Source organism: Ferroplasma sp., from assembly GCF_031200575.1.
In the GTDB taxonomy this organism is placed as follows: Archaea; Thermoplasmatota; Thermoplasmata; order Thermoplasmatales; family Thermoplasmataceae; genus Ferroplasma.
In genome coordinates, this window is sequence record NZ_CP133597.1 from 1,083,489 (window position 1) to 1,108,767 (window position 25,279).

Here is a 25,279-nt window from a genome sequence, read left to right on the forward strand (position 1 = left end):
ATCTGGGGGAATCAATGAAGATTTCTTGATTTAGCCACCATTTTAATTTACTCATGTAATATTTTATGTGAATATTATCTGGTTATTAGTAATAAAGTTATTATCTAAGCTCAGGGTATTTGTATCGCATTATTATTTTATCATTAAATAGATCAAAAAATTCTTATTTATTTTTGAAGAAGATTAATGCAAATTCACCATCCTTGGTTATGGTCAAACACTTGGACTTATGATTATCTTTTATATATTCCTCAGTAAGAAGACCATTGTCTATGAGTTTTCGTATCCATTTTGAAAATGTACCGTGTTGAAGCTTATGCCTGCCATTATCATTAAAATTATTATGGGATTTATAATAATCAGCTAATTCCTTGTATACCTCTGTAAGTTTTACGCATTTTTCCTGCTCAGATATAGAATTATTAACTATTTCAAGTATTTTTAACAAATATCTATTATTTTGAAGTTCTGTAGGCGCAATACGGGGAATAGTAAATTCAATCGTATTCTTATTTATGTCAATATAATAAGAGAAACCATCTATCCATATAGCCGTTGTAAAGAGGTTTAATGCGAGGACTTTTCTGCCACTGGTTAAATTGAAATAAAAATTAGCCTCTGGATTTTCTTCACGCAATCTGAAGACCTGTTTCATAACATCGTTTAAATCATTTTCAGTTACCTTGATTATTTTAAACTCTATCCCAATCTCTTTTGCCGTATCCTCCAAATTTTTTAAAGCCTTATTTATCTCCTCAAAACTTTTATTTTGATTATTTATTTCTTTATAGTTTTGCTTCTCAACAAATACTATAATCTGGTCAATGCTATAATTCTTTACTGCAACCTTATATGTTTCGACTATATTTCTTCCAGCGGAAAATATATGGAATTGTTTATTTTTATTGGTATTGTTCATTTTCAAATTGTACATCCTTGTTAAATATAAAATTGTTTCCATTTATCGAAATAATTTCCAATTACATTATTATAATTGTCATGGATGTATATATTATGGATAAAGAAAGTGGTAAATCTGAAATGATACACATAGCTATACCGAATGAAGATATGATAAATGGGAATTACGCAATAATAGATGGCATGAATATTGCACTATCCAGAAAAAGCAAAGATAAGGCCATATTGAATAATCTGATGAAAGTTTATAAAAAGCTCCAGGAATCATATGACCATGTTGAAATTATCGCCGATGCCAGTATAAAATATAAGGTTGATGACATTCAATCCCTAACTCAATATGAAAAAAAACAAAAAATCTTTATATGCCCGTCAGGCATAATAGCCGATGACCTTATATTGCATCGGGCATTTTCCCTGTATAATCTCGGAGTTTCAGTTACTATAGTAACAAATGATAATTTTCCTGTCAACCGGTTCTCAATACAATATGAAAACATTAGAAATCTTACGGTCTCTATACTTAATGATAATAGTATATATTTATTGGAAAGGAATATTCCATATCTAAATAATAGGGACAAGAAAACAACAGGATATATAGGAATGGATGATAAAAAAGAGTATAGGGATTTAATGGTGGTGAGTAAAAAACAATGAATTTCAACACTGACGACGAGGTAAGATATTTAAAAGGCTCTGTACATCTATTATTGGTGGGGCAGTCTAAAGGCCATATTAGTAGGGTAATAGAAATATTTGAACCGATACATTTGGATCTGTTCACATCAGCAGAAATGTTAGATCAAGTTACAGAGTTCATCAGTTCGACGAATTCATATAAAGGTTCATATCATATATCTGTAATTCCATCTTTTACAGAATATAGTTTATTTTCAGGTATTTCTATTATTTACTCACGTTATAAAAGCTTAAAATTAAGTTTCCCAGGAATTAGAATCTACTTTGGTATTACTGGCGGGACAAATACTATGGCTGTTGAAATGGCCTTAAGTGCAGTAATGGTAAAAGAACCCATGCATTATATGGTAAAAGCTCAGGGGAGTAAGGATACTACAGATGATGTAATCCTATTCGATAGTGAAGAATTAAACAGAATGATTAAAAATAGTACAATTGGTGGAGGGAGATAAATGGAACGTGGTCAATTTAATGATTATAAAGATATATTATATTATTCAAATTTAGAGCAGGAAAAGTGGAACACAGATGATCAAGCATTTAATGAAACTCCTTATAGCCAGCTGAAAAAATACCTGAGCATACTGACAATTTATTCTAAGATCCTTAAAAGTAAGGCAGACGCCCTAAAATTTCAGTGGAGTCGAACAAATATTCCCGATGGGGAAGCAAAGGAGTTGTTTGCAATACAACTAAACAAGCCAAAACACAATGAAAGTGATAGTAATTATCTGGATAAGGAGGAAATATTACAGCAAATCTCCGAACAGGCCATTACGAAACTGATATCTGATGATCACGAGCAAAAAAAGAGAGAGTATATAGAAATTATCGATGTATACAATGATGAAAATGAAGAATATATAACCCTAATAGTAAATAAATTGCCTAGCAATTCTATAGTTATTCCTGATTTAAGCGATTTGTCCTTGAAAAGGGAATTAGCTGCAATTAAAAAATTAATGGATGCACCTGAGAATTATTTACTTCCATTACTCAGGCTTGCAGGGCAAAAAAGCGATGAATTCTGGTCTGAACCTGAATTGGTAGATGTAAATGAATGGAAAGTTCTAACTGATACAACATTTCCTGGCATAGATGACCAGCGTAAAATGGTCAGGCAGGCCCTATCCACGAATGACTTCGCGATTCTTGAAGGTCCGCCCGGCTCAGGAAAGACTACAGTTCTTTCAGAACTAATATTGCAACTGCTTCTGGCAAAGAAAAGAGTGCTACTCGTAGGATCGACTCACGTCGCAGTTGATAATGTGCTTGAAAAGATAATTAAGTACACGAACATAGCAGTGCCGATTAGAATGGCACACGCAGACCTGGAATTACCACCAGAAATTATGGATTTAACATATTATAAATATATTAAAAGCTTCAAAGCCAGGCTTCTTAAAGAACTATTAAAATTACCGGATAAAAACAATATACAAAAAGAATGGATAAATGAAATACAAACAGATAAAAATGACGCTTTTATAACCCAGCTAATCAATGATAGTATAAATCTGGTCAGTGGCACTACTTATGGCGTTCTTCAATTTCCAGAGATCAAAAATTGCATAAAAAATGGTACCTTTAAACCTCTCTTCGATGTAATGATTATAGATGAAGCCAGCAAAACGAACTTTACAGAATTCCTGGTTCCCGCACTCTTTGCTAAAAAGTGGATTATTTCAGGAGACCCAAAACAACTTTCACCTTACACTGACCAGGATTTCATTGTGAGTGAGATTGATTCGTTGTTGCAGGATGAATATAAAAATAGCACTGTCACTTATCATGATATAGAAAAGGTTTCTTTGCTCGCATTCTGGGCTTACACTACAGTTAAACTTCCGGGAAACAAGCCTCAGAAAAAAGCCCTGCTGATACTTAATGATGCCGACTGGAAATTGGTAAACTTCATATTGGAGCAGATAAAAAAATCTGATAGAAAAATAATAACCCACATTATACCTGAAGTCGTTAATAATGAGGAATTAGAAAAAATTATGGTAAATGGTTCTGATATTATAATAGCAAATTCCAGATTTATACAGAAATACATTGATGCTTTGCCTTACGGTATTACCATATGTGGAAACATGTCATTAGGAGACGAAATAAAACTAATAAATAGATTCCACTTCAAATTTATCAACTTAGAAAATTTACATAATCCGCATCATCTAAAAAATCCACATAATGTGGCGCTCAAGGATGTATACGAAGATGGAAAACTATCTAAGGAAATTGCATGGAGATTAATAAGATATTATGAGATGAGAAAGTCACCTAACAAGGCTTTACTGTACAAGGAGCAAATAAGAGATTTAATTCCAAAATTCTCTGAAGATCTGATTGGTAATAAAAATAAGAAAATTGTGGATGTTGTATGGTATACACTGGATAATCTAAAGAGTGCAATTTTTCCATCAATACTGGATATCCTGATATCAGGAAATTCAAGTATCAATTCATATTATAAAGGTTCAGTCCTCGAGTCCGGGCTTCCAGCAGAATATAAAAAATCTGTATGGACTCTGTTAAGCTATCAGTATAGGATGCATCCGGAAATATCCTACTATCCCAGAAAACTGGTTTATACATCGGAAGATGGAACCATAATGGCTTTGAAAGACACAAATAAAATAGATAGAAGCTGGAATTTTAAAAAATATAAGCAAAGAGTAGTGTGGCTGCATGTTGCGGGAAAAAGCATGGATAAGATGAAATCTAAGAGACAGAATATTAATGTCCAAGAGGCAGATAGAATAATAACGGAACTAAAGGAATTTGTTGAATTTGCTTCCAAGGGTTCCTCAGAAAAAAATGTATGGAGTGTTGCAATAATGTCCTTCTATAGAAATCAGACTAGAGAGCTGAAGAAAAGGATAAGGGAGTATTTTACTGGAAAAGGGTCTGTTTATTATAATGATAAAAAATCTGTAAAAATCTTTGTGGGAAACGTTGATGCTATGCAGGGGAGGGAAGCGGATATAGTATATCTATCTATGGTAAGAACTGGAGGATTGGGTTTTCTTGACAACATGAACCGGATTAACGTAGCCATAACACGGGCAAGATACCAACTGGTAATAGTGGGTAACTATAAAACATTCGAAAATTTCAGAAACGAGGGCACACTCGTGAATAAACTTGCAAAAGAGATTAAAGCTAACTATGATTTTTAAAAAATAGAGGTGGACATATGATAAGTAATGAGATAATAATGGAGAGAGATATTGAGTATGAAAGTGTTGACTGCATTGCAACTATAAGGGTAAAAACACAAAATGAATATATAATTACCATTTTACGCATAGCTGATAAATTTGGATTATTAACTCCTGAGAATTTGAGGAATAACCTATTGCCGGAACAACCACTCGGGATGGCAGAAAATATTATTGAACATTACAAAGCTATTGGGTTTATCGAAGAGTCCGGCGCTCTTACAGAATTAGGTAAAATGGCAGTTAATGGCGACGTTTATATGCCAGAACAGGGAGAATACACAATATATGCCACCCAAGATAAACTTTTCAATAATCCTGTTATTGAAATTTCTAGGATTAAACGGAATGAAAATAAGGAAAAGTCCGTAGAAAAACCAAACATGCTGGTAGGATTTGTCAGTCAACCCACTATAGTTTTATTGGATGGCCACAAAGAAGAGGTAATCATAGAATCTATAAGTAATAAGGTTCAGCCCATTAAATCTAAGGGTAATTTTAGCGTTGAGGCCAGATGCAATGGTAACAGTGATGTAACCCTAAGAGAAGAAGGAAAGCCCCTATATACATTTCAGAATAACCTACTTAAAATAGATGATGTATGGAATGCATTAATCAAAAGCAAATCCCTTAAGTGGAAAGGGGCCCCTCTCCAGAACGGAATTTTACTGTTAAGTTATGACAGCACCAGGCTAGAGGAAAGGAAGTCATTTACCAGAACTATAGATGAAATGAAATTGTATTTAAGTGAATTCGGAACATTGAAGATCAAGCCTATTACAGTGAATATTCAACCATTATCGCAAAATGATGCAGACCTATGGGCACAGGATGTAATTGAAGACAAATTGGTTGATTTTTTAACTGAGGATAAATTTATAAATATATCAGAAAAAGTAAAGAAAAAATTTAGAGTGCATATTCCTAAAACTCCGACCCGAAATGATATGATAACAATACTGTACAATAAGTCGATAAAGAATGGAGGTGGAGTGCCCAGGGAATACTGGTACTTGCAGGCCCCAGTTGACCTGAATATGGAGGTTGAGTAAATGGTAAGCAATAATATTTATAAAGGAATCGATTTTAATAAGATTATCGATAATGGAAATAAAATAATAGGACCAGTTTTATTGAAGCAGGATCATGTTGAATCAGAAAGTATAATTTCTGGAAAGCATGATATCTTCCAGCCCGGATCTGCCAATCTCATAAACGAAGTAGTTAAAGTGATCTCACAGACCAAGCAATTCCTCTGTGTTAGCAGCTTCCTTATACAGGACTCCAAAATTATCGATGAAATCAGAAAATGCTATGAAAGGGGCGCTAGGGTATATATTTTAACGGCTGCAGAAACGCAGTTATCTGATCCTAATGAAGATGATGATAGCACTTTAGAAGCTAGAAAAAAAGCTTCCCGAGATATGTTGAACAATCTAGGTTCACATGTGCTTATTCACACAGGAAATAATCTGCATGCTAAATTTCTTGTATCCGATCCGAAAACACAGCCGAAGGCTATTGTATTCACATCCAATTTAACCGTCAGAGCGCTTACGGAAAATATTGAACTTGCCGTTGAGTTATCGGAAAAATTGGAAGTAATGGAATTATTCAGGCAATTTTTATACGGGTTCTGGGCAATAGCCGAAAGAGAATTAGACCCATATAGAAAGTTGTCTCCTATTAATAGGCATCCAGAATTCTTAGATATAAATTATAAACCAGAAAAGCTGAAATGGACTTTAGATAATCAATTACTGATTAAAGATGTGCTGGAAAAAATGATTGACTCTGCTGAGACATATATATCGCTTTCTGCCTGGACTATAGATTCAGAACATCCTTTGGCAGAGAAAATAATTAAAAAGGCTTCCGAGGGTGTAAAAGTTACTTTATTTACAAGGCCACATAATGCAAATAAGGAGTTTATTAGCAAATTAATCAGCAACGGTGGCACTGTATACTGTCATAAATTATTGCATGCAAAATCTATAATTGTGGACGGCAAAGATGGACTAATTATGACTGCTAATATATCTAAATTAGGGCTCGATGAAGGGTTTGAAACTGCGGTAATTTTAACCAAAGCACAGATAGATACTTTAGCTGAAATACATAGAGAATGGCAGTACAGATGTGAATACAAGAGCGAACAGAACATAATGTTGAAGGATATAAAAGATCGGTGGATTAATTTAAATAGGAGTTTTGAAGAATTACCAAAACCAGAAAAAACGGAAATACATTTAGAAGTTACAGCTAAAACGTTAAGGGATTATTATGATGGAAATATAGATCCATATATACCTATAAAAGAACAGAAAAATACAGATAACAAAGAAATCCATTATACTATTACCCTCCTGCCACCAACGCTCCCCCCTGAGGTAGAAAAGATGAAACCCAAAGAAGAAAACAACTTAAAAATTTATCATACCAAGAAGGGAAACTATATCTGTATCAAAACAAAGGAACAACTGCCAGAGGCAGAGGAATTATCCAAACAAAATCATGCGATAATTGTTTTATGTAACGAATAATTTTTAGTAAACTCTACAATAATGCGATTGTATAGATAATATAATAGTTTTGCTGTAAATTCAAATGGCACTCTACGGTTATCCTTAATCAACCTCAATAATTTGAGGACAAATATCCAAGACTAAATATTAACCATTCTTATATTCTAACAATTTACCATAAAGTTATTCAGCAATAATATATTTATAAACCAATTAAATTAAATAAAAATTCTCGATAATATACAATCTATTTCGGTTTATTCCCTCTTCCCTTCCCCGATGGATTTTCTGTTTTACTTGGATAATTCGGGTTAGGCTGGGTTTGTTTCGGTGTTGATTTCCAGAACTTTTCTTTCACATATTATATATATTATATCAATATTTAATACTTCCTATATAATTAAGCTATAATAACTTCTAATTCAATGGCAGAGAATATTTATTTAATCATGGGTATACAGTTATACTAAAGACCGGAAATCTTGTAATAAACATAAGTTTCGATGTTTTTATTTCAATATTGAATAACAACAATTTATAAACATATGGTAATTTGCCTGTAAAATGGTTTGGTACTTTTATACGCATTATTTTTAAATATAAAGTATAAAACATAGTTAACTCTAGAGATTAGTATAATATGGAACTAAAATTTAAATACAGATATATGTTTTGCACCTATGGAGAGTCTTACAGAAAAAGAAAAATCAGAATTCCTAAAATATTACCTTGAATACGAAAAAGAGTTAAAAACAAATCCTGATTGGATAAACGATAGAGAGGCACATATAGAGCATAAAAAAGATTTGGAAAAATATCTTTCTAAAGATAAAATAGGAAAATTGGCAAAAAATGAACTTATTGAATTATTAAAAACGTTATGGGCAAACAATATGTGGCTAGATGTTGATGGTAGATTTATAAAAGGAAACAATAATGATTTTGAAATGGTTAGGGATGAAATAGCTAAATTACTTTATGGTGAAGGCGATATAGCAAATAGAATTAATAACTTTTATGTGAAGATAAAGTACTTTGGAATATCTAATTTGTCAGAAATGCTTAATTTTTCATTTCCAGATAAATATCCATTATGGAACGTTAAGGCAATAGAAAATGTTAAAAGTATTACTTTTTATAACAAAGGTTTTCAGCAGATAGGAGAATCAAGCCTAAATACAAATAGCAAGAAAGGCAACGACTATCAAAATGTAATAGATGCTATAACTGCAATAAAAGATTCCATTTCTAATTCAGTGGGGATAAAACTAGACTTCATTCAAATGGATAGTATAATTTCTTATACAGCCGGACACTACAACCAAGAAGAAAAACCAAAAACAACTAATACCAAGCAAAACGAAGATAAAGAACAAGAACTAAAATACCCTTCACTTCCAAAAAACATAATACTTCATGGTCCGGTGGGAACCGGTAAGACATACCTTGCAAGAAAACTAGCAAACTACCTTGCCAAAGGTCAAATAATAAATTTATCCGAAATAGAGACTTTGCTGAATGAAAATATTGACCCTAAAAACCATGAATTATTTCCAATTGAAGATAGCAATTTTCGTATGGTAACTTTCCATCAGTCATATGGATATGAAGAGTTCATTGGTGGCATAACGGCCGATACCGATGGCAATGCAATAAAATATCATATAAAAGATGGTATATTTATGGAACTGTGCCAACAGGCAAGAGAACATATGGATAGACCATATGTCATTCTCATCGATGAAATCAACAGGGGAGATATTTCAAGAATATTCGGCGAGCTTATTACCCTAATAGAGGAGGACAAGCGATATATCAATGAAGCTTCACCAGGTATTTCCATTACTGTACCTAACTTCAAGGATAAATTTTCTGTACCTGACAATGTATTTATTATTGGCACGATGAACGATTCAGACAGGAGCATAGCACTTTTGGACGTAGCTCTACGGAGGAGATTCATTTTCTTTAATGTGCCGCCTAACAGTAAGGTGCTAGAAGGGTGGATTAAAGATGAGGGCCTAAAATCAAAAGTAACCAATGCTTTCAGCGCTTTAAATCAGAGGATAGAAAAAGAAAAAGATGTGGATTCAGAAATAGGCCATGCCTTCTTTAAAAGCCTTGAAAACACCAATGACGAAAGAAAAGAACTGGTTTATATATTTAAGTACAAAATTTTTCCACTTCTCAATGAAATTTTTTACAGCCAGAATAATGAATTAAAGGAGCTAATACCAGATGATTTTAACGGGCAAAAACTGAATCTAAATAATATAGAAAATTATCTTGATTATTTAAGCAACCTTATAAAATCAGGCGATTCTAGTGAATATGGGAAGCAGTAATTTAAAAACCCTCTATGAATACGAACCCTGCATGGACAACGACATAATCCATGAACTCAATGAGCTTACATCCCGTAATGAGGAGCTATCTAAATTTATGGAAATTACTAAGACATATGTAAAATTCAAGCATTATACAGGATTTATCCCAACAAAGAATTATCGAATTCAGGTGCTTCCAAAGATCAGGAACCTAGATTTGGATGAAAAGAATAGCAGTAATAATCTTATCAGGATTCTTCTTTATGTTTTCTCGCCACCCGGGGCGAGTATCCCTAAAGTAGAAATTAAGGATAATACAGAACTCGATATACTAGATCTAATAATACGAATGTATGCCATAACACTTGGAGAACAGATACTACAGGGAGCATATAGAAAATACATTAGACTTTCTGAGGAAAGTAAATTTTTAAAGGGAAAGCTTAATATCGCCAAGCAGATAAGTAGAATGGATCAGTCAAAATTTTCGGTTATAGATTTCAGGTTTTCTATGGACAACGATCTTAATCGGTTCTTTGCACATGCAAACAGGTATTTTATGCAGTTTACACATGACAGGGCAAATGCAAACCTTCTGGCATGGATAGATAGCATTCTTCATGATGAGGATATATCACCATGGCATCAATGCAAGATTAGTTTCAACAGGTTAAATGAAAGATTCAGAATTCCTTACATATACGCAAGTTTAATACTGCAAAATAAGTTGATGCTGTCTGGAGAAAGCTATAATACTATGGCCATGATATTTGACATGAATAAGATATTTGAAAGGTTTTTTACAGAATTCATATGCAGGAATAAGAGGGAAATATTTGGCAATGAAATTCTACACATAAGGGTTCAGGAAGGAGATTATAATTTCATATATGATAATAATGCTATAAGGTACACAAAGCCAGATTTAATATTATTTCTTAAGGATTCTACATGTATATTTGATACAAAATACAAGAAACTGGATGAACCAAAAATCTGTGAACTCAAGAAGAAAAATGATAAAGTTCATTCAATAGCACCCAGTGATCTTTATCAGATGTACGCATATTCCCAGATATATCATTCCAAGAACACAATACTAGTATTTCCAGGAGCAGAAAGCAAACTCAGTAAATCATACAGATTTACTGAAAATGGTAATAAAAAACTCTGGGTATATATGCTCAAACTGAATCTTAATAATAATTGGGAATCAGACCTAGTCCAGAATTTTAAGCACGATTTCACGGAAATCCAAAATCAGGATCATTGAAATAATTAAACATTTCATTAAGTTTTTAATATTTACAACTTATTTTTGATTGCAAAACTTGGGATTTATCGCTCCCAAATAACGAATATACTCATACATCTTATTCAAAATAGATGTGGTCAATTTACTTCTACTAATTTAGTAATTATTTAGAATTTCTCCATATCCTTCTTAATCTTCCCCCTTCATACTCATCATTGTTGGGGTTCAACTGGTCAGCATGGTTGTCCTAGTCATGTTCTTCTTTTGACTTTTCAAGGTCGCCATCTTTATGACTACCTCTGTTTGACATGTCACACCTCAGAAAATATATAAGTTATTAACTTATAAATATTACGAATTTATAATTATAACATGTTGTCTCGTTATAATGTAATTCTTTTGCTGTAAATTTAAAATGACTCTTTGCAATATCATAATGAGGTAAACAAAATGACAAATGCAAAGAGTCAATTAATAAGTATAGAAGAACTAATAAAGCTTTTCATAAATGATAGAAAAGAGGGAAAGAAAGAATTGATTACATGGTTTTTAAACAATGTAATGGATCAGGAGGCCATTGAACAATTAAATGCTGATAAATATGAAAGGAACAATAAAAGAACAGGATACAGGAATGGTTACAAGAAGAGAAAATTAAAGACATTAGATGGAGAACTAATATTAGACAAGCCTGATATAAGGTCAGGATCTTTTACAACTAAGGTATTTGACAAATACTCCACTGTTGAAAAGGCTTTAAACTCTGTAATAGTTGAGTCATATATTAATGGGATATCAACCAGGTCTGTTAATAATATAATAAGTAATCTAGGTATAAATGTATCGCCTGAGTATGTATCATCACTGAATAAGGATCTTGATATAAAAGTTAAGGAATTCTTAGAAACATGGATAGATGATAAAATAAAATACCTGTACATAGATGCAACATACTTTAAAGTCAGGGAAAATAGTAAATACACATCAATGGCATTATACACATCAATAGGTGTAAACAGCATTGGAATAAGGCAGATTCTTTCCATGGATGTTTATAATTCAGAGGATGGGATGGACTGGAATAATTTCTTCTTCAAGTTAGGGGAAAGAGGATTAATAGGAGTACAGCTGGTAATATCAGATGGCCATAAGGGGATAATGAATGCAGTTAAAGAGTCATTTCAAGGATCATTATGGCAGTACTGCCATTTCCATTTCCTTAAGAATTTAAGAAAGACAATGAATAAGGAACAGTGGAAGGATATATCAAAAATAGTGTCAGAGGCATTAATGGATGAATCACTGTTTCTCCTGATGGAATGTATATCTCCTTCATTCCTCCCTTCCTAAATACATCTGCAAGCTGGAATGAATCCTCCCTGTCAGTCTTCTTATAATTGTTTGCTATTTTAGGAACCTTCGCAGGATTTATCAAATGTATCTTATAGTTTAATTTTAATAATTCTTTAAAGAGATACTTGCCTGATGTTGATGATTCTATTACAATATCATGATCCCTGTAATTAAATAAAAACCATTGACTGTCTCCATATTCCTCTAGACAATAATATTTCCATTATCCTCCATAGCCGTAGCATATACGGAACGTTTATGTACATCCAAGCCAATTACCATTTAATCACCTTTGATTCTGTGAGATTCAGAATCGTAGACTCGACAAACACCTATCCACCTTATTAGATATTAATAAGGTAAGAAATCGAGGCGAATGGCGGCTATTCTTTCTAACGGCCTCAAGGGTCAAGCTGCATAACAACCGCCTCCGATTCTCACAGCTATATCGTCATATAGCTGAGGCTAAATAAGGTTTTTCATGATTTCTTCCTGCTATGTTCTCCATGGAATGATGTGTATGAATATAATGGGTCATGGTTATGGATCGATTACTTTCATGGACTTTATTATCTCCATGGGCAGAGGTAAATTGAATATAAATATGAACGGAAATGGATGAGTAATAAGGGAGATGCAATGAATTAGAGGCATTTGATGTGTATTGATAGCTTCAGCCATGCAGCTGAAGTGTATTTCTCCTTCTGAACCGGGTAAAATATTCAGTTATGTGTTGCTTATAGCACTACAGTCATGGCAATTCATGTAGCAAAGAGATAGAATAACATGATGTTTTCGTGTTAAAGGTCTGTATTACATCGTCTGCTATTTACACATGCGAAGAATCTGCGTATAAACAAAAATTTTTATACACGATACACATATTTAACTCATCATGTTTGCAATATCTTTTTATCGGACTTTTTCAAGTATAATTATGACGGGGGTGTTATATGAATCCTGCTTCTATTGAGCTAATAAGGAATGTAAGGCAGCAACTACTTGGACCTGCTGGAACATATGATGAATGTATATTTGATAATCCGGTAAACAGGTATGTTGTTGGGATCATTAAACCATATTATGCTAACCATGACAGTAATCTAGAAGGCGAATATGTTTTAGATACCGGAGGTGTAGAGGAAGGGGACGAAATAAAGCAGGATACGAAACCACAGCTTAATTCATTTGGCATTTCGTTCAAAATGATCAATGGCACATTTAACGTTCTTGTAAGTTATGGAAAATATCATCAGGTAAAATTGAATAATAAAGATGTCTATAAAAGACAGTCCGTGCGTCATAATAAACTTGGTATAAAAGGTACCTGTGAGTTTATACTCGAATATACAGATTTCAGCACAGTAATATTAAAAGTAGATGAGTATAATGGATATTTTAATGTTATGGTTTATAACAAAGCAAATCAGAAAATTAAATATGATGATATATATAGATATTCACTGTTCCAGCCTTCTATAAGAATTAATGTAACTGGGGGTCTAATAGACACAGAAGCTTGTGGAAATGTAACTGATTCAAACATAAAATTTCTGTATAGGGATACTAAAGAGCTTGCAAGGGGAAAAAATTGTGCTGCTATATGGAAGGCTCTCGATGTAGAAAATGAAAATGATAGCGTAAACATCAAGCTTAACAGTTGGCCAGATTATAGTGATAATTACAAAGATTTCTACATCCCGGATATAAGAACGGATTTCATGCCTGTATATAAATCCTATATTCCTGAAACAAGAAAACTCGAAACAGAATTTAATGCAGAGAACATGGCGGAAAAAAATTCCAGCATGGAAAATCTTGATATTCTTATAAACGAGTATAGATCATGGATCACTTCCATAACACCCGCCGTTCCTAAAGATGAAATTCAGGTGAAAACAAATATTGAAAATCTTTTAGAGACATGTAATAGAATGGAACGTGGTTTGCAGATCCTCAGAGGTAATAAAGATGCTTCGAGGGCATTCAGGTTTGTCAACAGAGTTATGGCGACAAATTCTCAGTGGCATCGCAGAGATAGCAATAGCAGTTTTAACTGGAGGGCTTTTCAGATTGCATTCCTGCTAATGGAAATTGAATCAATTACAGATCCTGCGTCTGTAGACAGGGATAAAATGGACATACTATGGGTCCATACCGGTTCTGGTAAAACAGAGGCTTATCTGGCTGTTGCCCTTTTTGACATAATTTGGAGAAGGTATAAAAGTTCAGGTAAAGATGATAATCCCGGCACGTCCATTATAACAAGATATACCCTGAGACTCCTCACATCACAGCAGTTCCGCAGAACAGTAGATCTAATTGTGGCTGCCGAATATGTAAGAAATAATTTTGAAGAATTTAATGATAATATTAATTGTCCAATTTCTGCGGGTATGTGGGTTGGAGGTGGGATGACACCCAATAAAATATCTGATGCAGTTAAAGTAATTCAAAATTCAGTAAAAGGCGAATCTGAGAAGTCAGAAGGGGATCCGGTGCAGCTATATAAATGCCCTGCATGTGGTAGCTGGCTTGCGATTCCCACGGGTGGGATAAGGGCAGGCACTCCTATATTCGCTGCGGGACCTTGTGGTGGTGTTACAACAACAGCTGATGTAGACATACAACTACTAAAAGAGGAAAGTGTGTATGGCGCACGGATGGGTGTTTATAGAATAGTATTTCCTAATAAAATGGAAAGGGAAGATATTATAAATTCTACATTATATGAAGACTTTCATGAAGCTGGAACATATCTAAATATTCCCGGATATAGAATAAGTCATGACCATAAAGATATCTATATTACATGCATGAATCCAGAATGCCGCATATTTAATACCAGAATACCTGTTTATACTGTTGATGATCAAATATACAGCAGAAAACCATCAATAATAGTGGCTACAGTTGATAAATTTGCAAATATCCCTTTTAACCCTCTGGCCTCCAATATACTTGGAGATATTAATAAAAAAACAAAACCGCCGGATCTGATTATTCAGGACGAGATGCATCTTCTTAACGGTCCCCTTGGAAGCCTTTTTGGGCTCTATGAGAATATGGTTGATGCCATTATAGAAAATAGGGGAGATTTAAAGGTTAAATACATAGGTGCCAGTGCAACTGTTAGTAGCGTGGAGGATCAGGTTTCACTGCTTTTCGCCCGTAGGGCCTCGGTTTTTCCGCCAAGTGGGATTCAACAGGATGAAAATTTCTTTTTTACCAAAGATTATGGTGAAAATCATAGAACTAGGATATATGCCGGCATTATGGGAGCACCAGATTTGGGGGTGCAGACCCCACTAATACGGCTAATGGCCCAAATTATTGCGTTCAGGGAAAATTTCAGGGACACCTCCGATCTTAAAAATTTTTATACGCCTGTATTCTATTTTAATTCAATAAAGGAGCTTTCCATAGCCACATCACTTTTCAGGGAGGATGTCAGGGAATTGCTTGAAAAATTTACCCCGCCAGTTAAACTTGATACAGCAAATTATGAGGAACTCTCAGGCAAGGCAAAATCTGCAGAGATACCGGTAAAACTTGATCGTCTTGAAAGCTGGAATATTACACCAGAGGAGAATACAGGGGCATTATTTACAACGTCTATGTTCGGAACCGGTGTGGATATCTCAAGACTCACAGAGATGATAATGAGTGGACAGCCAAAATCAACATCGGATTATATACAGGCAACCGGCAGGATCGGCAGATCGGCGGATGGTGTGGTGTTTGTGTTATATAATCCCCTAAAACCACGCGACATCAGTCATTATGAAATGTTCATGCAGTACCACAGCAGAATTAACATTTATGTTGAGCGTTCCCCTGTTTCACCCTTTTCCACTGGATCCATGGAGACCGGCATGGGTGCTACAATCACTGGATTTGTCAGGGCGGTCGAACCAGAACTACGTGATGATCCTAGTAAAATATTAATATATAAGGGTTCAATATTCGATGATTTTATAAGGAAAACCGAAGATAGATTAAGATCTATGGATATAAAAAGTGGAGATATAATTTCTGAAATACATAGAGATAGAGATAAATGGCATCAAATTGTATCAAATCAAAAAAGTAAAGTGATATACAGAAGTAATCCATATAAGATGCCACCTCCAGATGACGTTATTATTCTTGGTTCATCGCGTGATACTGTGATGCATCCTCTAGCCAATATAGTATTTAAAAATGTTCCAAATTCTCTCAGGGAAGTGGATGATATCGCGGTATTTGGACACAATAAAACAGCCGAGTATACAATTAGGCAAACCCAATTTGTTCTATCATTTGGTCCAGAATCCATACTTGAGGGTGATCATGGTTCCTACCTCATCCAGCGTGCGGGTTTATACGGAATTCAGTCATCATACTACCTTCCCCAGACTGTATCAAACAATACAATTGATGAAAGTAATGGGTATGCTAGAAATCTAATTGCCAGAAAATTTAATTATAACGCCGAGTATATAAAGTTTATATCATTACCGTCGAATGAATATGTAGGAAAAAATGACCAGACACCTATATATGAAGTTATGCCTTTCCCTACGTGGGGAATCTGCAGTAATGTAAATAATCATAGAAAAAAAAGCAGCATACTGTATCAATATCTAAAAAAGACTAAAAACATAACCAAAATAATAGGATGCCCAGAATGCGGAAGCTATAAATATACTCCGGTAAGATTTGTTTCTGCTTGCCCCATGGGGCATCTGGATGATGTAAACTGGAATTTTTCAGTTCATGGTGGCAATATGTGCTACCCGAATTATTATTACTGGGATGCTGGTGGGTACTCACTCAAGTCTATACATATTGAATGCAGTAAATGTGGGAGGAAGACCAATATGGGAAATATTTATGGGGTGTATAATAAGAATATGATCAAATGCCCTATACCTGACAACAAAGGAACAGTGTGTGGCATGAATATGTCCATCGCACAGCGTGATTCAAGCTCATTAAGACTTCCAGAGATAATTACATTACTCAATATTAACAGTACAGGTAAAGTACCGCAAAACACCGAAGAAAAACTAATTGAGGCAGCTGGAAATGCATGGAAGAGATACAATGATATAAAACTGTTAGAATCTATCCTCCTTAAACTGGATGAGGTAGATCCTAAAAAACACCAGGAGATAATCTCCAATCCAGATAAGTATTACTTTGGCAACAGCAGTGATGACATTATTGGTATTTTCAGGAATGAATTCAGATATCTCTCAGAATCTACAGGTAGTCTTATTGATGAAGAATTCCGTATGGGGGAGTTTACCGCAGCCAAGAACCATAACTATAATGGAAATGTGTATTATAGACCAATACAGAATATATCTGCAATTGCTATTCAGACGTCATATATCAGGAATACTGGAGGGAAAAAAGTAAATCATGTATCTGTCCCATCATGCACAGAATACCGGGGAGAGCATTACTTTCCTGCAACAATCCTGTCAGGCGACGCAATTTTCATAAGGTTTAATAATATCAAAATACATAGTGAGTATACACATTCTGAATTTAATAGCACAGTGTTTGACAAATATCCGCTGGATTATACATTTACATATTTGCATACGCTGTCACATAGTATATTAAGAGCAATATCAGAATATACAGGATATTCCCTCCCATCAATTAGAGAAAGGATTTATGCATTTGGGAATAGCGGTGGTATCCTTATATATACAACAGGTGTAGGTAGCGATGGTAGTATGGGTGGACTCGTGGATCTTGTAAATCACGATAAAATGGAAAAAATTCTTGATGATGCAATTCATAATGTCAGTATATGCTCAAACGATCCTTTCTGTCTCAACACTAAAATGACAGCGGATAAATACAATGGTTCGGCATGCTACAGCTGCATACTTTTACCCGAAACGTCATGTGAATATGGTAATAAGTATCTTGACAGAAATGCAGTTTTAATGTGAGATAAATGATATATAAGTATTTTTTTAAGTATCCTGCATGTCCCCAGTGTGGTGCCCCTATATATAACCCGGCAAAGGTCAAAATTGATGCTCAAAACAAAAGATACATATGTGGTGGATGGGAAGACTGCCATATATTTAATAAAGAACTACCATGGAAAATTAATTTAAACCCTGCAGAAAATGCGTATATAGAATGGATAACTGCAGGTATCAGCGGTATTCATGCTGTCAACTGGCCATTTCCTAATAGGCCTTTATTTCTAGCTGTTGCCGCAGATACAATCTCTCACATTCTTGATAGGAATGTTCTTCTGATAACTATGTCTGATAAACCAACTGAAAACGTTTTAGAGGAGACTAGTGTACATGAAATATTATCAGGTCTGTATAGGGTAACAGGCGATCGTGTAAACAAACAATCCCAGGGAATAAGTAAGAAAGATATTTTTCCAATTATACGTAACGCGTGGGAATATAACATAGATGGAATTATTAAGGGTAAAATCCCGGTAAAATCTTTCTGGAAAGATATAGCGGACAATTATGGCGTTACACGTGAGAGGCTAAATCTCAGAAAAATCCCCAATGGCTCACGATTTGGAACTATAAATTGTTATAACGTTATGGATTACAGTGAGTTCTACTCTAGTTCATCCTCAACTGTCAGGGAATTAGTTACTGTAATTAAATACATATCACAAGAATCCGTTTTAAATTATATTAGGGAGCGGGATCCGGCTATTGTTATTATTGATGCCGGCAGTAACACAGATATTCTTGAATTTTTACTTAAGGATTATTGCATACCTGTAGTGGCATTTACAGACTATGACATGAATACTGTAAAGAAGCTCATTAACAATGGCATTAAATTTCACCCATTAAAGTCCACTGAATTCATGAATGCTTACAGCCTAATATGTCATGCTGGGAATCTATACCGCTCAAGAAAATTTAATATTGAATATATTGAATATAGTACACGTAATATTATAATACCAGGATCATTGCATATAGATAACGAAATGGTAGAGAGGCTCAGGCGTATAGAACTCAAATCAATTCTTACTCTAAGAGATATATCTAATATTACTGTACGTAATGATAATATCTCTAAACTTATAGATGATGTATATTCTCTTTCAAGAGATGCGGGAGATATCTTTAGAAAAATAATTGAGGATAAATTTGGATCGGGCCTAAATATAAACCCATGGCGCAATGAATTTATTAATATTATAAAGGAAAGGAAGATGAATGAAAACTGGGCAATTATGGCGGGGAAATTTCTCGATAGTTACTTAAAATCGGAAGGAATTACTCTTCATACCCTCCTGCCTGCTGATGTTGCGGGCCTAAGAACTAAGGGCATTATGATTCCCGGGATCTACGGTAATTTTAATTTCAGCACACTGAACACTGAAAAAATACTTGTCTGTGGAACGAGCGAATTGCTTGAATATGCACGTTATTATATTAAAAACTCTAAGTGCCAGAAATTTTACAGACCATTTGTTGAGTATACTGGCGATATGCCACGACTCATCAGAGCTGTTATCGATAGTATTAATTATAATGAGTTTAAAGAGTACAGTAAATATGGTAGCGATGATATCGACTATTATACTGAGATTCACCCAATAGAAGATAAAATTAGAAATACAATTAAGTCGGGCGATGAAGCCGTATATATCTATGGAATAGACGGAAGGTATACTATCATACCAGCAGGTGTGGAGATATATGTTATCAGAGGTAGAAGCATTGAATCTATAAGGTTATCAGAGAAAAATATCTATAAACTTCCGGGAACATATATACTCTTTGACAGAAGTGGACTATATAGATCCATACATCTTGAGCTTCTGCAATTCATTCTTAATAGTGGTGATATTGAAACAGTTCGTGTGGGCGGCAGAAGTGTTAGTATAATAGATATTTTCAATAAATCACGAATGTGGATACACGGGCTATCAAAACTATCCAGAATCATCTCAGCAGAGAATATTGCATCAGATCTTAAAAATCTTGAATTAAGTGCAGAAAATGAATCATATTTAAAAAGATGGTGGGTTCCGATAGAGACTAGGGATGATACAGTGAGCTTATACATAGCCGATAGCCCAAAAACCCTAAATGATATGATACGTATATTTGGATATCTAAAAGATAAACTTGGAGATGAATCATTCAGCAATAACGCTGCTGTTGAATGCTATAATGATGTAAGTATAATGCACAGACTTTCAAGAAATATACTGCACGGTGAGTACATTGATCTTTCTAGGAAATTTTTTAACTTAATTAATGGGGCAACGGATAACGCACGTTTATTGATCAAAAGAGCAACGCTTGAAAAAGTTAATAATGACACGGATGCATATACCATAAATTATCCAGAGGGTATGGGGGCTGAGTAAACTTGGAGAAAAATAACAGATTAAAAATGCTGGACATGTTTTCTGGTATGGGTGGGATGTCTATCGGATTCGCACGCAGAGGCTTTAGTGTTACAGGTATCGATATAGAACCTTTTGCAGTTGATTCTTATAATAAATTAACAGGTGGAACTGGTTCTGCTGCAGATTTACGGGAGATAACTATTAAATCTAATTATGATGTTATTGCTGGTGGTCCGCCTTGCAGACCTTGGTCAACAGTAAATCTAAAAGCACGTAAAATGCATCATAGAGATTATGATCTTGTACAGAAATATTTCAGCATAGTGACTGATAAGATGCCTAGGGTGTTTATTATGGAGAATGTACCTGCAATAATGAATGATCCTGTTATAGGGGAATCAATTAATAATGCTGTAAAAATGGGATACACCGTTAAAACTGGTATCATTAGATATTCAGATTATGGGGCTGCGACTGCCCGACAGCGGTTCTTTGTAACTGGTGTAAAAGGGGAGAAAAATAATATATTCGAATACCTCGCAAAACAAATTAAAATCACAAAAACTGTACGCGACGCTATATGGCCATATAGGCATCTAAATGAGGGCGCAACTCCGGACCATGTCTGGCCACATCTTAGAACAATTTCAAAGTATTCTGATAAATATAGAACAGGAAAATATGGATGGAGGTGGTTGAAATGGGATGAACCGTCTCCCTCTTTCGGAAATGTTATGAAAACGTATACACTTCATCCAAACTATCCACCTGAAAACCCTAATGCACGTGTAATATCTGTTCTTGAGGCACTGAGAATAATGGGATTTGATAATTTTGAATTTCCTAAATATATACCAATGGGTAAAAGATACCAGATGGTGGTAGATTCAATTAGCCCTGTTTTTTCATATACACTTGCAGGGGTGATTAAAGATGTGCTCAGAGAAGCCAGGACAGTTACAGCATAGGGTAGGAGGAGAGATTATAAAATTGGGAGTAAATAATTATCGCAGTTTCCCATGGAGATTTACCTACGATCCTTACCTTGTTGCAGTTTCAGAAATTCTTTTAAGAAGGACAAAGGCAGTTCAGGTAGGTATGGTATATAATCAGATAATAGAAAGATATCCTTCAGTGCAAAAGATGGTAAATATACGGGATGACGATGTCATGTTATCCTCGCTGGGTCTCCATTCCAGAGCACGAATATTGCGTAAATTTGCAGGTCAAATTGTTGATATTTATGATGGTATTATACCGGAAGAGCGAAAAAAACTTCTAGCGATAACAGGATTAGGGGATTACAGTACATCCGCTATACGTGTATTCGCATTCAGGCACATTGATCCATTAATTGATGCTAACACTGTAAGGATAATATCAAGAATAAATGGCATTCCGTTTTCCGATTCATTAAGAAGAAGTAAAATAATACATAAGAAATATGAAGAAATAGCTAAATTATATGATCCAGTAGTGTTTGGTTATTCTATCCTTGACTTTGGTGCTCTGATTTGTGGCACTGTTCCTGTATGCGGTATATGTTCCCTGAATAGCGTATGCCAGTATGCAATAAACCATACTAATAAATGAACTTGTATCCAATTCGACCTCTTCTACCATTGCCATATATTTTTTCTGTGATAGTTTACATGGGTACCTCGCTTTAATTTGTCTAAATTAACTTTTAAAAAATTAGATATTATCATTTAATTAATATATAAATACAAATTATATATTATAATTATCCATATAAATATATTTATATAAATAAATATCTATAAATAAATATTATAAAAATAATTAATCTATACTTTATTTTAATTATAATTATATTAATATTATTTCTGAAAGACTGTTATAATATGCATTATGCAAATAAAATATGCATATGTTAAAGTTATATTTATGTGACTTATATTACGTTCCAAGTAAACTTAATTCCTTAAATCGTTTATAAATTCCTCATATATAATATTCATTTATGTACTTTGGATCATAATCTATTCATCGCTCATATTCATAATTACCTCGCTTATACCACAATAATTCCCGTATTCCTAATATACTCTCAAAATAATGCAGTATAACAAACGTTATACGGCGTTTTTGCTTAAATACTTTTTATACTGTAGTGATTTTATGAAAATACAGTAGAATGCAGGCTGCTGGATGCCCTTTCGTGGCATGACAAACCCATTTTTGCTGGATCTATCCATATTCCTATATTGTACAGTAAGGACTGCTAATTATATGATTGCCTAAAATAAATATATATTATATATTATATTAAATTAATATTTATTTTATTTAATTAATAATTATTATTTAAATATAACTATTAAATAAAATATTATAATATAATTATAAAAACATTTTATTAATTATATAATAGTATAAGGATATTACTTAATTTTTTGAAAGTAATATGCAAATTGAAAATAATTATTACCTCCAGGTTGTGGGATATATCGGTGCTTTACAGGAACTTTTCCCAGGAATCGCCAGAAGTTCGGTCAAACGCCCTCAGCCAATGCTCCTGATTTCCTCAAATAGACTTTGTGCAAAACGATTATAAATCCCTCTTATATTATTCAGATATGAGTGGCGCTGCTGGGGAGAAATTCCATAAAGATACCATAATCACGCATCGTTGTGACAGTTACAAATCACTGACAGAGACATCACAAATACAATCAGGAATAAGAACAGTAAAATATGGAGGCGATGGAAAGGGTGTTGAAATAAAATACAGGATATTTGCCTCTAAAATAGATAAAATACTTCTGGCGAAAACCGATAGAGGAGTCTGCAGCATCATTATTGGTGCTGACGAAGAATTGTTATATGGCTCACTCCAGAAACAATTCCCGCATGCTACATTGACAGAATCAGCTGGCATGCAGCCGGAAATTGATTCCATAAATCACTATCTGGATGGTGGATTGCTCGATATGCCGGTTGATATATGTGGTACTGAATTTCAGGTAAAGGTCTGGACAGCCATCAACGCAATACCCTATGGAGAAACCAAATCTTACAGTGAACTGGCTGAGGAGATAGGCATGCCTACTGCATACCGGGCAGTGGCCAATGCCTGCGGGGCGAATCCGGTACCTCTAATTATACCATGCCACAGGGTTGTTGGCAAGAATGGAAGTCTCGGAGGATATGGCCCGGGGATAGACAAAAAGAAATTCTTGCTTGAACTTGAGAAAAAGAATAAAGATAGCAATAAAGGAAATTAAGTCAAACACTTTAGGTAACCATGATATTCTCTGGAATGTTGACTACGTGGCAGATAATAAATCTAGTTTCCATGCAGGTGATGCATTATGGCAATATTATTAGCTATAGCAGTCATGATTATCATACGGCTTCTCTAAGCACAATATCCTTGTAACCCAGAGAGGACAATCCCTTTCAACAGATATTTCCTGAAAAGAAATCTATTCAGTTTAAATTGGAGCCATAAAATAAAAACATCAAGTTGCATATATCCAATAAATTTAACTAAATTGAAATATTTTCAGAAGTCACGAATGGCACGAATTTTAAAATGACAGCATAACATTTATTTTTTAAATAAACTAAGTGGAGAAGTTTTACAGGCCATTGAAATATAAATAGTATGTAATGTAATAGTGACCACTTCTGGAAGTTAGCAAAGAAGAATTTAAGTCATCAGACTAAAAAATAACTTATAAAATATTTAACTTATTTCCCTTAATTTTATTGAGTAATTTTTTTATCTAATGCAACTAACGGAATTGATAAGGCCATTGCTAAAAAACATAGGATGCATCATATACTGTAATGTCCATATTCACAGATAATGAACAAGCACCTTTGAGGATTTCATTAAAGCTATGTACTTTCAATAAACTTAATAGAGAATAAGTTTCATCCATTATGGTGTTCCCGTCATCAACACTTATAGTATCCTTTTTTATTCTTCTCCAGATAGTATTGAAAGACTCATAGTAAGTCAGATCATGTATATGAAAACGATCGAATTTGTATAGCCTGTTTTCAATAAGATCGGTAGCGCTATATTTTAATATAAGTGACATTATGGCTGAGGTATCCAGAACTGCCTCCTTACTGTTTATCATGGTCATCCATTATCAATTTGTATGAATACTCTAGGATCCCATATTTAGATTCCATTTTCTTTCTATTACTATTTATATCATTTAACTTTTACTTGACCTGTTTCTTTTTAATCAGTACTTCAAGATAATTCCTTACCTCGTCATTATAATGTATCTTGTATTCCTTTAGTTCCTTTTTTAATAAATGAAATATAGATATAAATACCTTATATCGAGAAAACCGATTCCAAACACTCTATGAGGATATACCTGCTCAACAAGCCTACAAATAAGATTTTTTCAGAAATGAACATAGTTGAAATGAAATAACTTAATATAGTTGCAGTCAAGATAGGAAAGAAATATCTCTGTGATATTTATAGGTTGAACAAAGCATCAAGCATGGGAATTGCTGTTGTACTTCCAGAACTTGAAGTACGTTTAAGAATATCGGTTTATATATTTCAAGGGGTATTGATCAGGTGGGGGTATTATGACAATATTCTCTGGTTAGAA

At 34.1% G+C, this 25,279-nt stretch carries 15 protein-coding genes; 13 read left to right on the forward strand and 2 right to left on the reverse strand.

The features are described from left to right. Window positions 1–163: 163 nt before the first annotated feature. Window positions 164–919 (reverse strand): DUF6293 family protein, encoded by a 756-nt coding sequence (locus RE471_RS06010; RefSeq protein ID WP_309213906.1) that lies wholly within the window; start codon window positions 917–919, stop codon window positions 164–166. 95 nt (window positions 920–1,014) lie between these two features. Here RE471_RS06010 and RE471_RS06015 point away from each other — a divergent pair, with 95 nt between their 5' ends. From RE471_RS06015 to RE471_RS06075, 13 genes are all read left to right on the forward strand, one after another. Beyond that, window positions 1,015–1,581 (forward strand): hypothetical protein, encoded by a 567-nt coding sequence (locus RE471_RS06015; RefSeq protein ID WP_309213907.1) that lies wholly within the window; start codon window positions 1,015–1,017, stop codon window positions 1,579–1,581. Next, window positions 1,578–2,075: a hypothetical protein gene (locus tag RE471_RS06020; protein ID WP_309213908.1), complete on the forward strand. Its 498-nt coding sequence runs from the start codon at window positions 1,578–1,580 to the stop codon at window positions 2,073–2,075. The genes RE471_RS06015 and RE471_RS06020 overlap by 4 nt, the downstream gene beginning before the upstream one ends. Further along, the gene (locus RE471_RS06025; RefSeq protein WP_309213909.1) at window positions 2,076–4,808 is read left to right on the forward strand and encodes an AAA domain-containing protein; all 2,733 of its coding nucleotides are present in this window, start codon (window positions 2,076–2,078) and stop codon (window positions 4,806–4,808) included. Window positions 4,809–4,825: 17 nt separating this feature from the next. Next, window positions 4,826–5,902, forward strand: a complete 1,077-nt coding sequence (locus RE471_RS06030; protein ID WP_309213910.1) for a hypothetical protein — start codon at window positions 4,826–4,828, stop codon at window positions 5,900–5,902. Continuing rightward, entirely contained in the window at window positions 5,903–7,393 is a 1,491-nt protein-coding gene (locus RE471_RS06035; protein WP_309213912.1) for a phospholipase D-like domain-containing protein, read from the forward strand. A gap of 662 nt (window positions 7,394–8,055) precedes the next feature. After that, a complete protein-coding gene (locus tag RE471_RS06040) occupies window positions 8,056–9,720 on the forward strand; it encodes an AAA family ATPase (protein WP_309213913.1) in 1,665 nt (554 codons plus the stop codon). Beyond that, complete coding sequence (locus RE471_RS06045) at window positions 9,707–10,975, forward strand: hypothetical protein (RefSeq protein WP_309213914.1); 1,269 nt, start codon at window positions 9,707–9,709, stop codon at window positions 10,973–10,975. The genes RE471_RS06040 and RE471_RS06045 overlap by 14 nt, the downstream gene beginning before the upstream one ends. 432 nt (window positions 10,976–11,407) lie before the next feature. Continuing rightward, window positions 11,408–12,307 (forward strand): IS256 family transposase, encoded by a 900-nt coding sequence (locus tag RE471_RS06050; protein WP_309213915.1) that lies wholly within the window; start codon window positions 11,408–11,410, stop codon window positions 12,305–12,307. 956 nt (window positions 12,308–13,263) lie between these two features. Further along, on the forward strand, window positions 13,264–18,264 hold the full coding sequence (gene drmB / locus RE471_RS06055; protein WP_309213916.1) for a DrmB family protein: 5,001 nt from the start codon (window positions 13,264–13,266) through the stop codon (window positions 18,262–18,264). A gap of 5 nt (window positions 18,265–18,269) precedes the next feature. Further along, the gene (locus RE471_RS06060; RefSeq protein ID WP_309213917.1) at window positions 18,270–20,687 is read left to right on the forward strand and encodes a hypothetical protein; all 2,418 of its coding nucleotides are present in this window, start codon (window positions 18,270–18,272) and stop codon (window positions 20,685–20,687) included. Window positions 20,688–20,689: 2 nt separating this feature from the next. After that, entirely contained in the window at window positions 20,690–21,637 is a 948-nt protein-coding gene (locus RE471_RS06065; RefSeq protein ID WP_309213919.1) for a DNA cytosine methyltransferase, read from the forward strand. Beyond that, window positions 21,603–22,262: a hypothetical protein gene (locus tag RE471_RS06070; protein ID WP_309213920.1), complete on the forward strand. Its 660-nt coding sequence runs from the start codon at window positions 21,603–21,605 to the stop codon at window positions 22,260–22,262. Before RE471_RS06065 ends, RE471_RS06070 begins: the two co-directional genes overlap by 35 nt. Window positions 22,263–23,269: 1,007 nt before the next feature. Continuing rightward, a complete protein-coding gene (locus RE471_RS06075) occupies window positions 23,270–23,917 on the forward strand; it encodes a methylated-DNA--[protein]-cysteine S-methyltransferase (RefSeq protein WP_309213921.1) in 648 nt (215 codons plus the stop codon). 537 nt (window positions 23,918–24,454) lie between these two features. Here RE471_RS06075 and RE471_RS06080 read toward each other — a convergent pair. Next, window positions 24,455–24,784, reverse strand: coding sequence for a type II toxin-antitoxin system VapC family toxin (locus RE471_RS06080; protein WP_309213922.1), 330 nt, complete (start codon window positions 24,782–24,784; stop codon window positions 24,455–24,457). Between the last annotated feature and the right edge of the window lie 495 nt (window positions 24,785–25,279).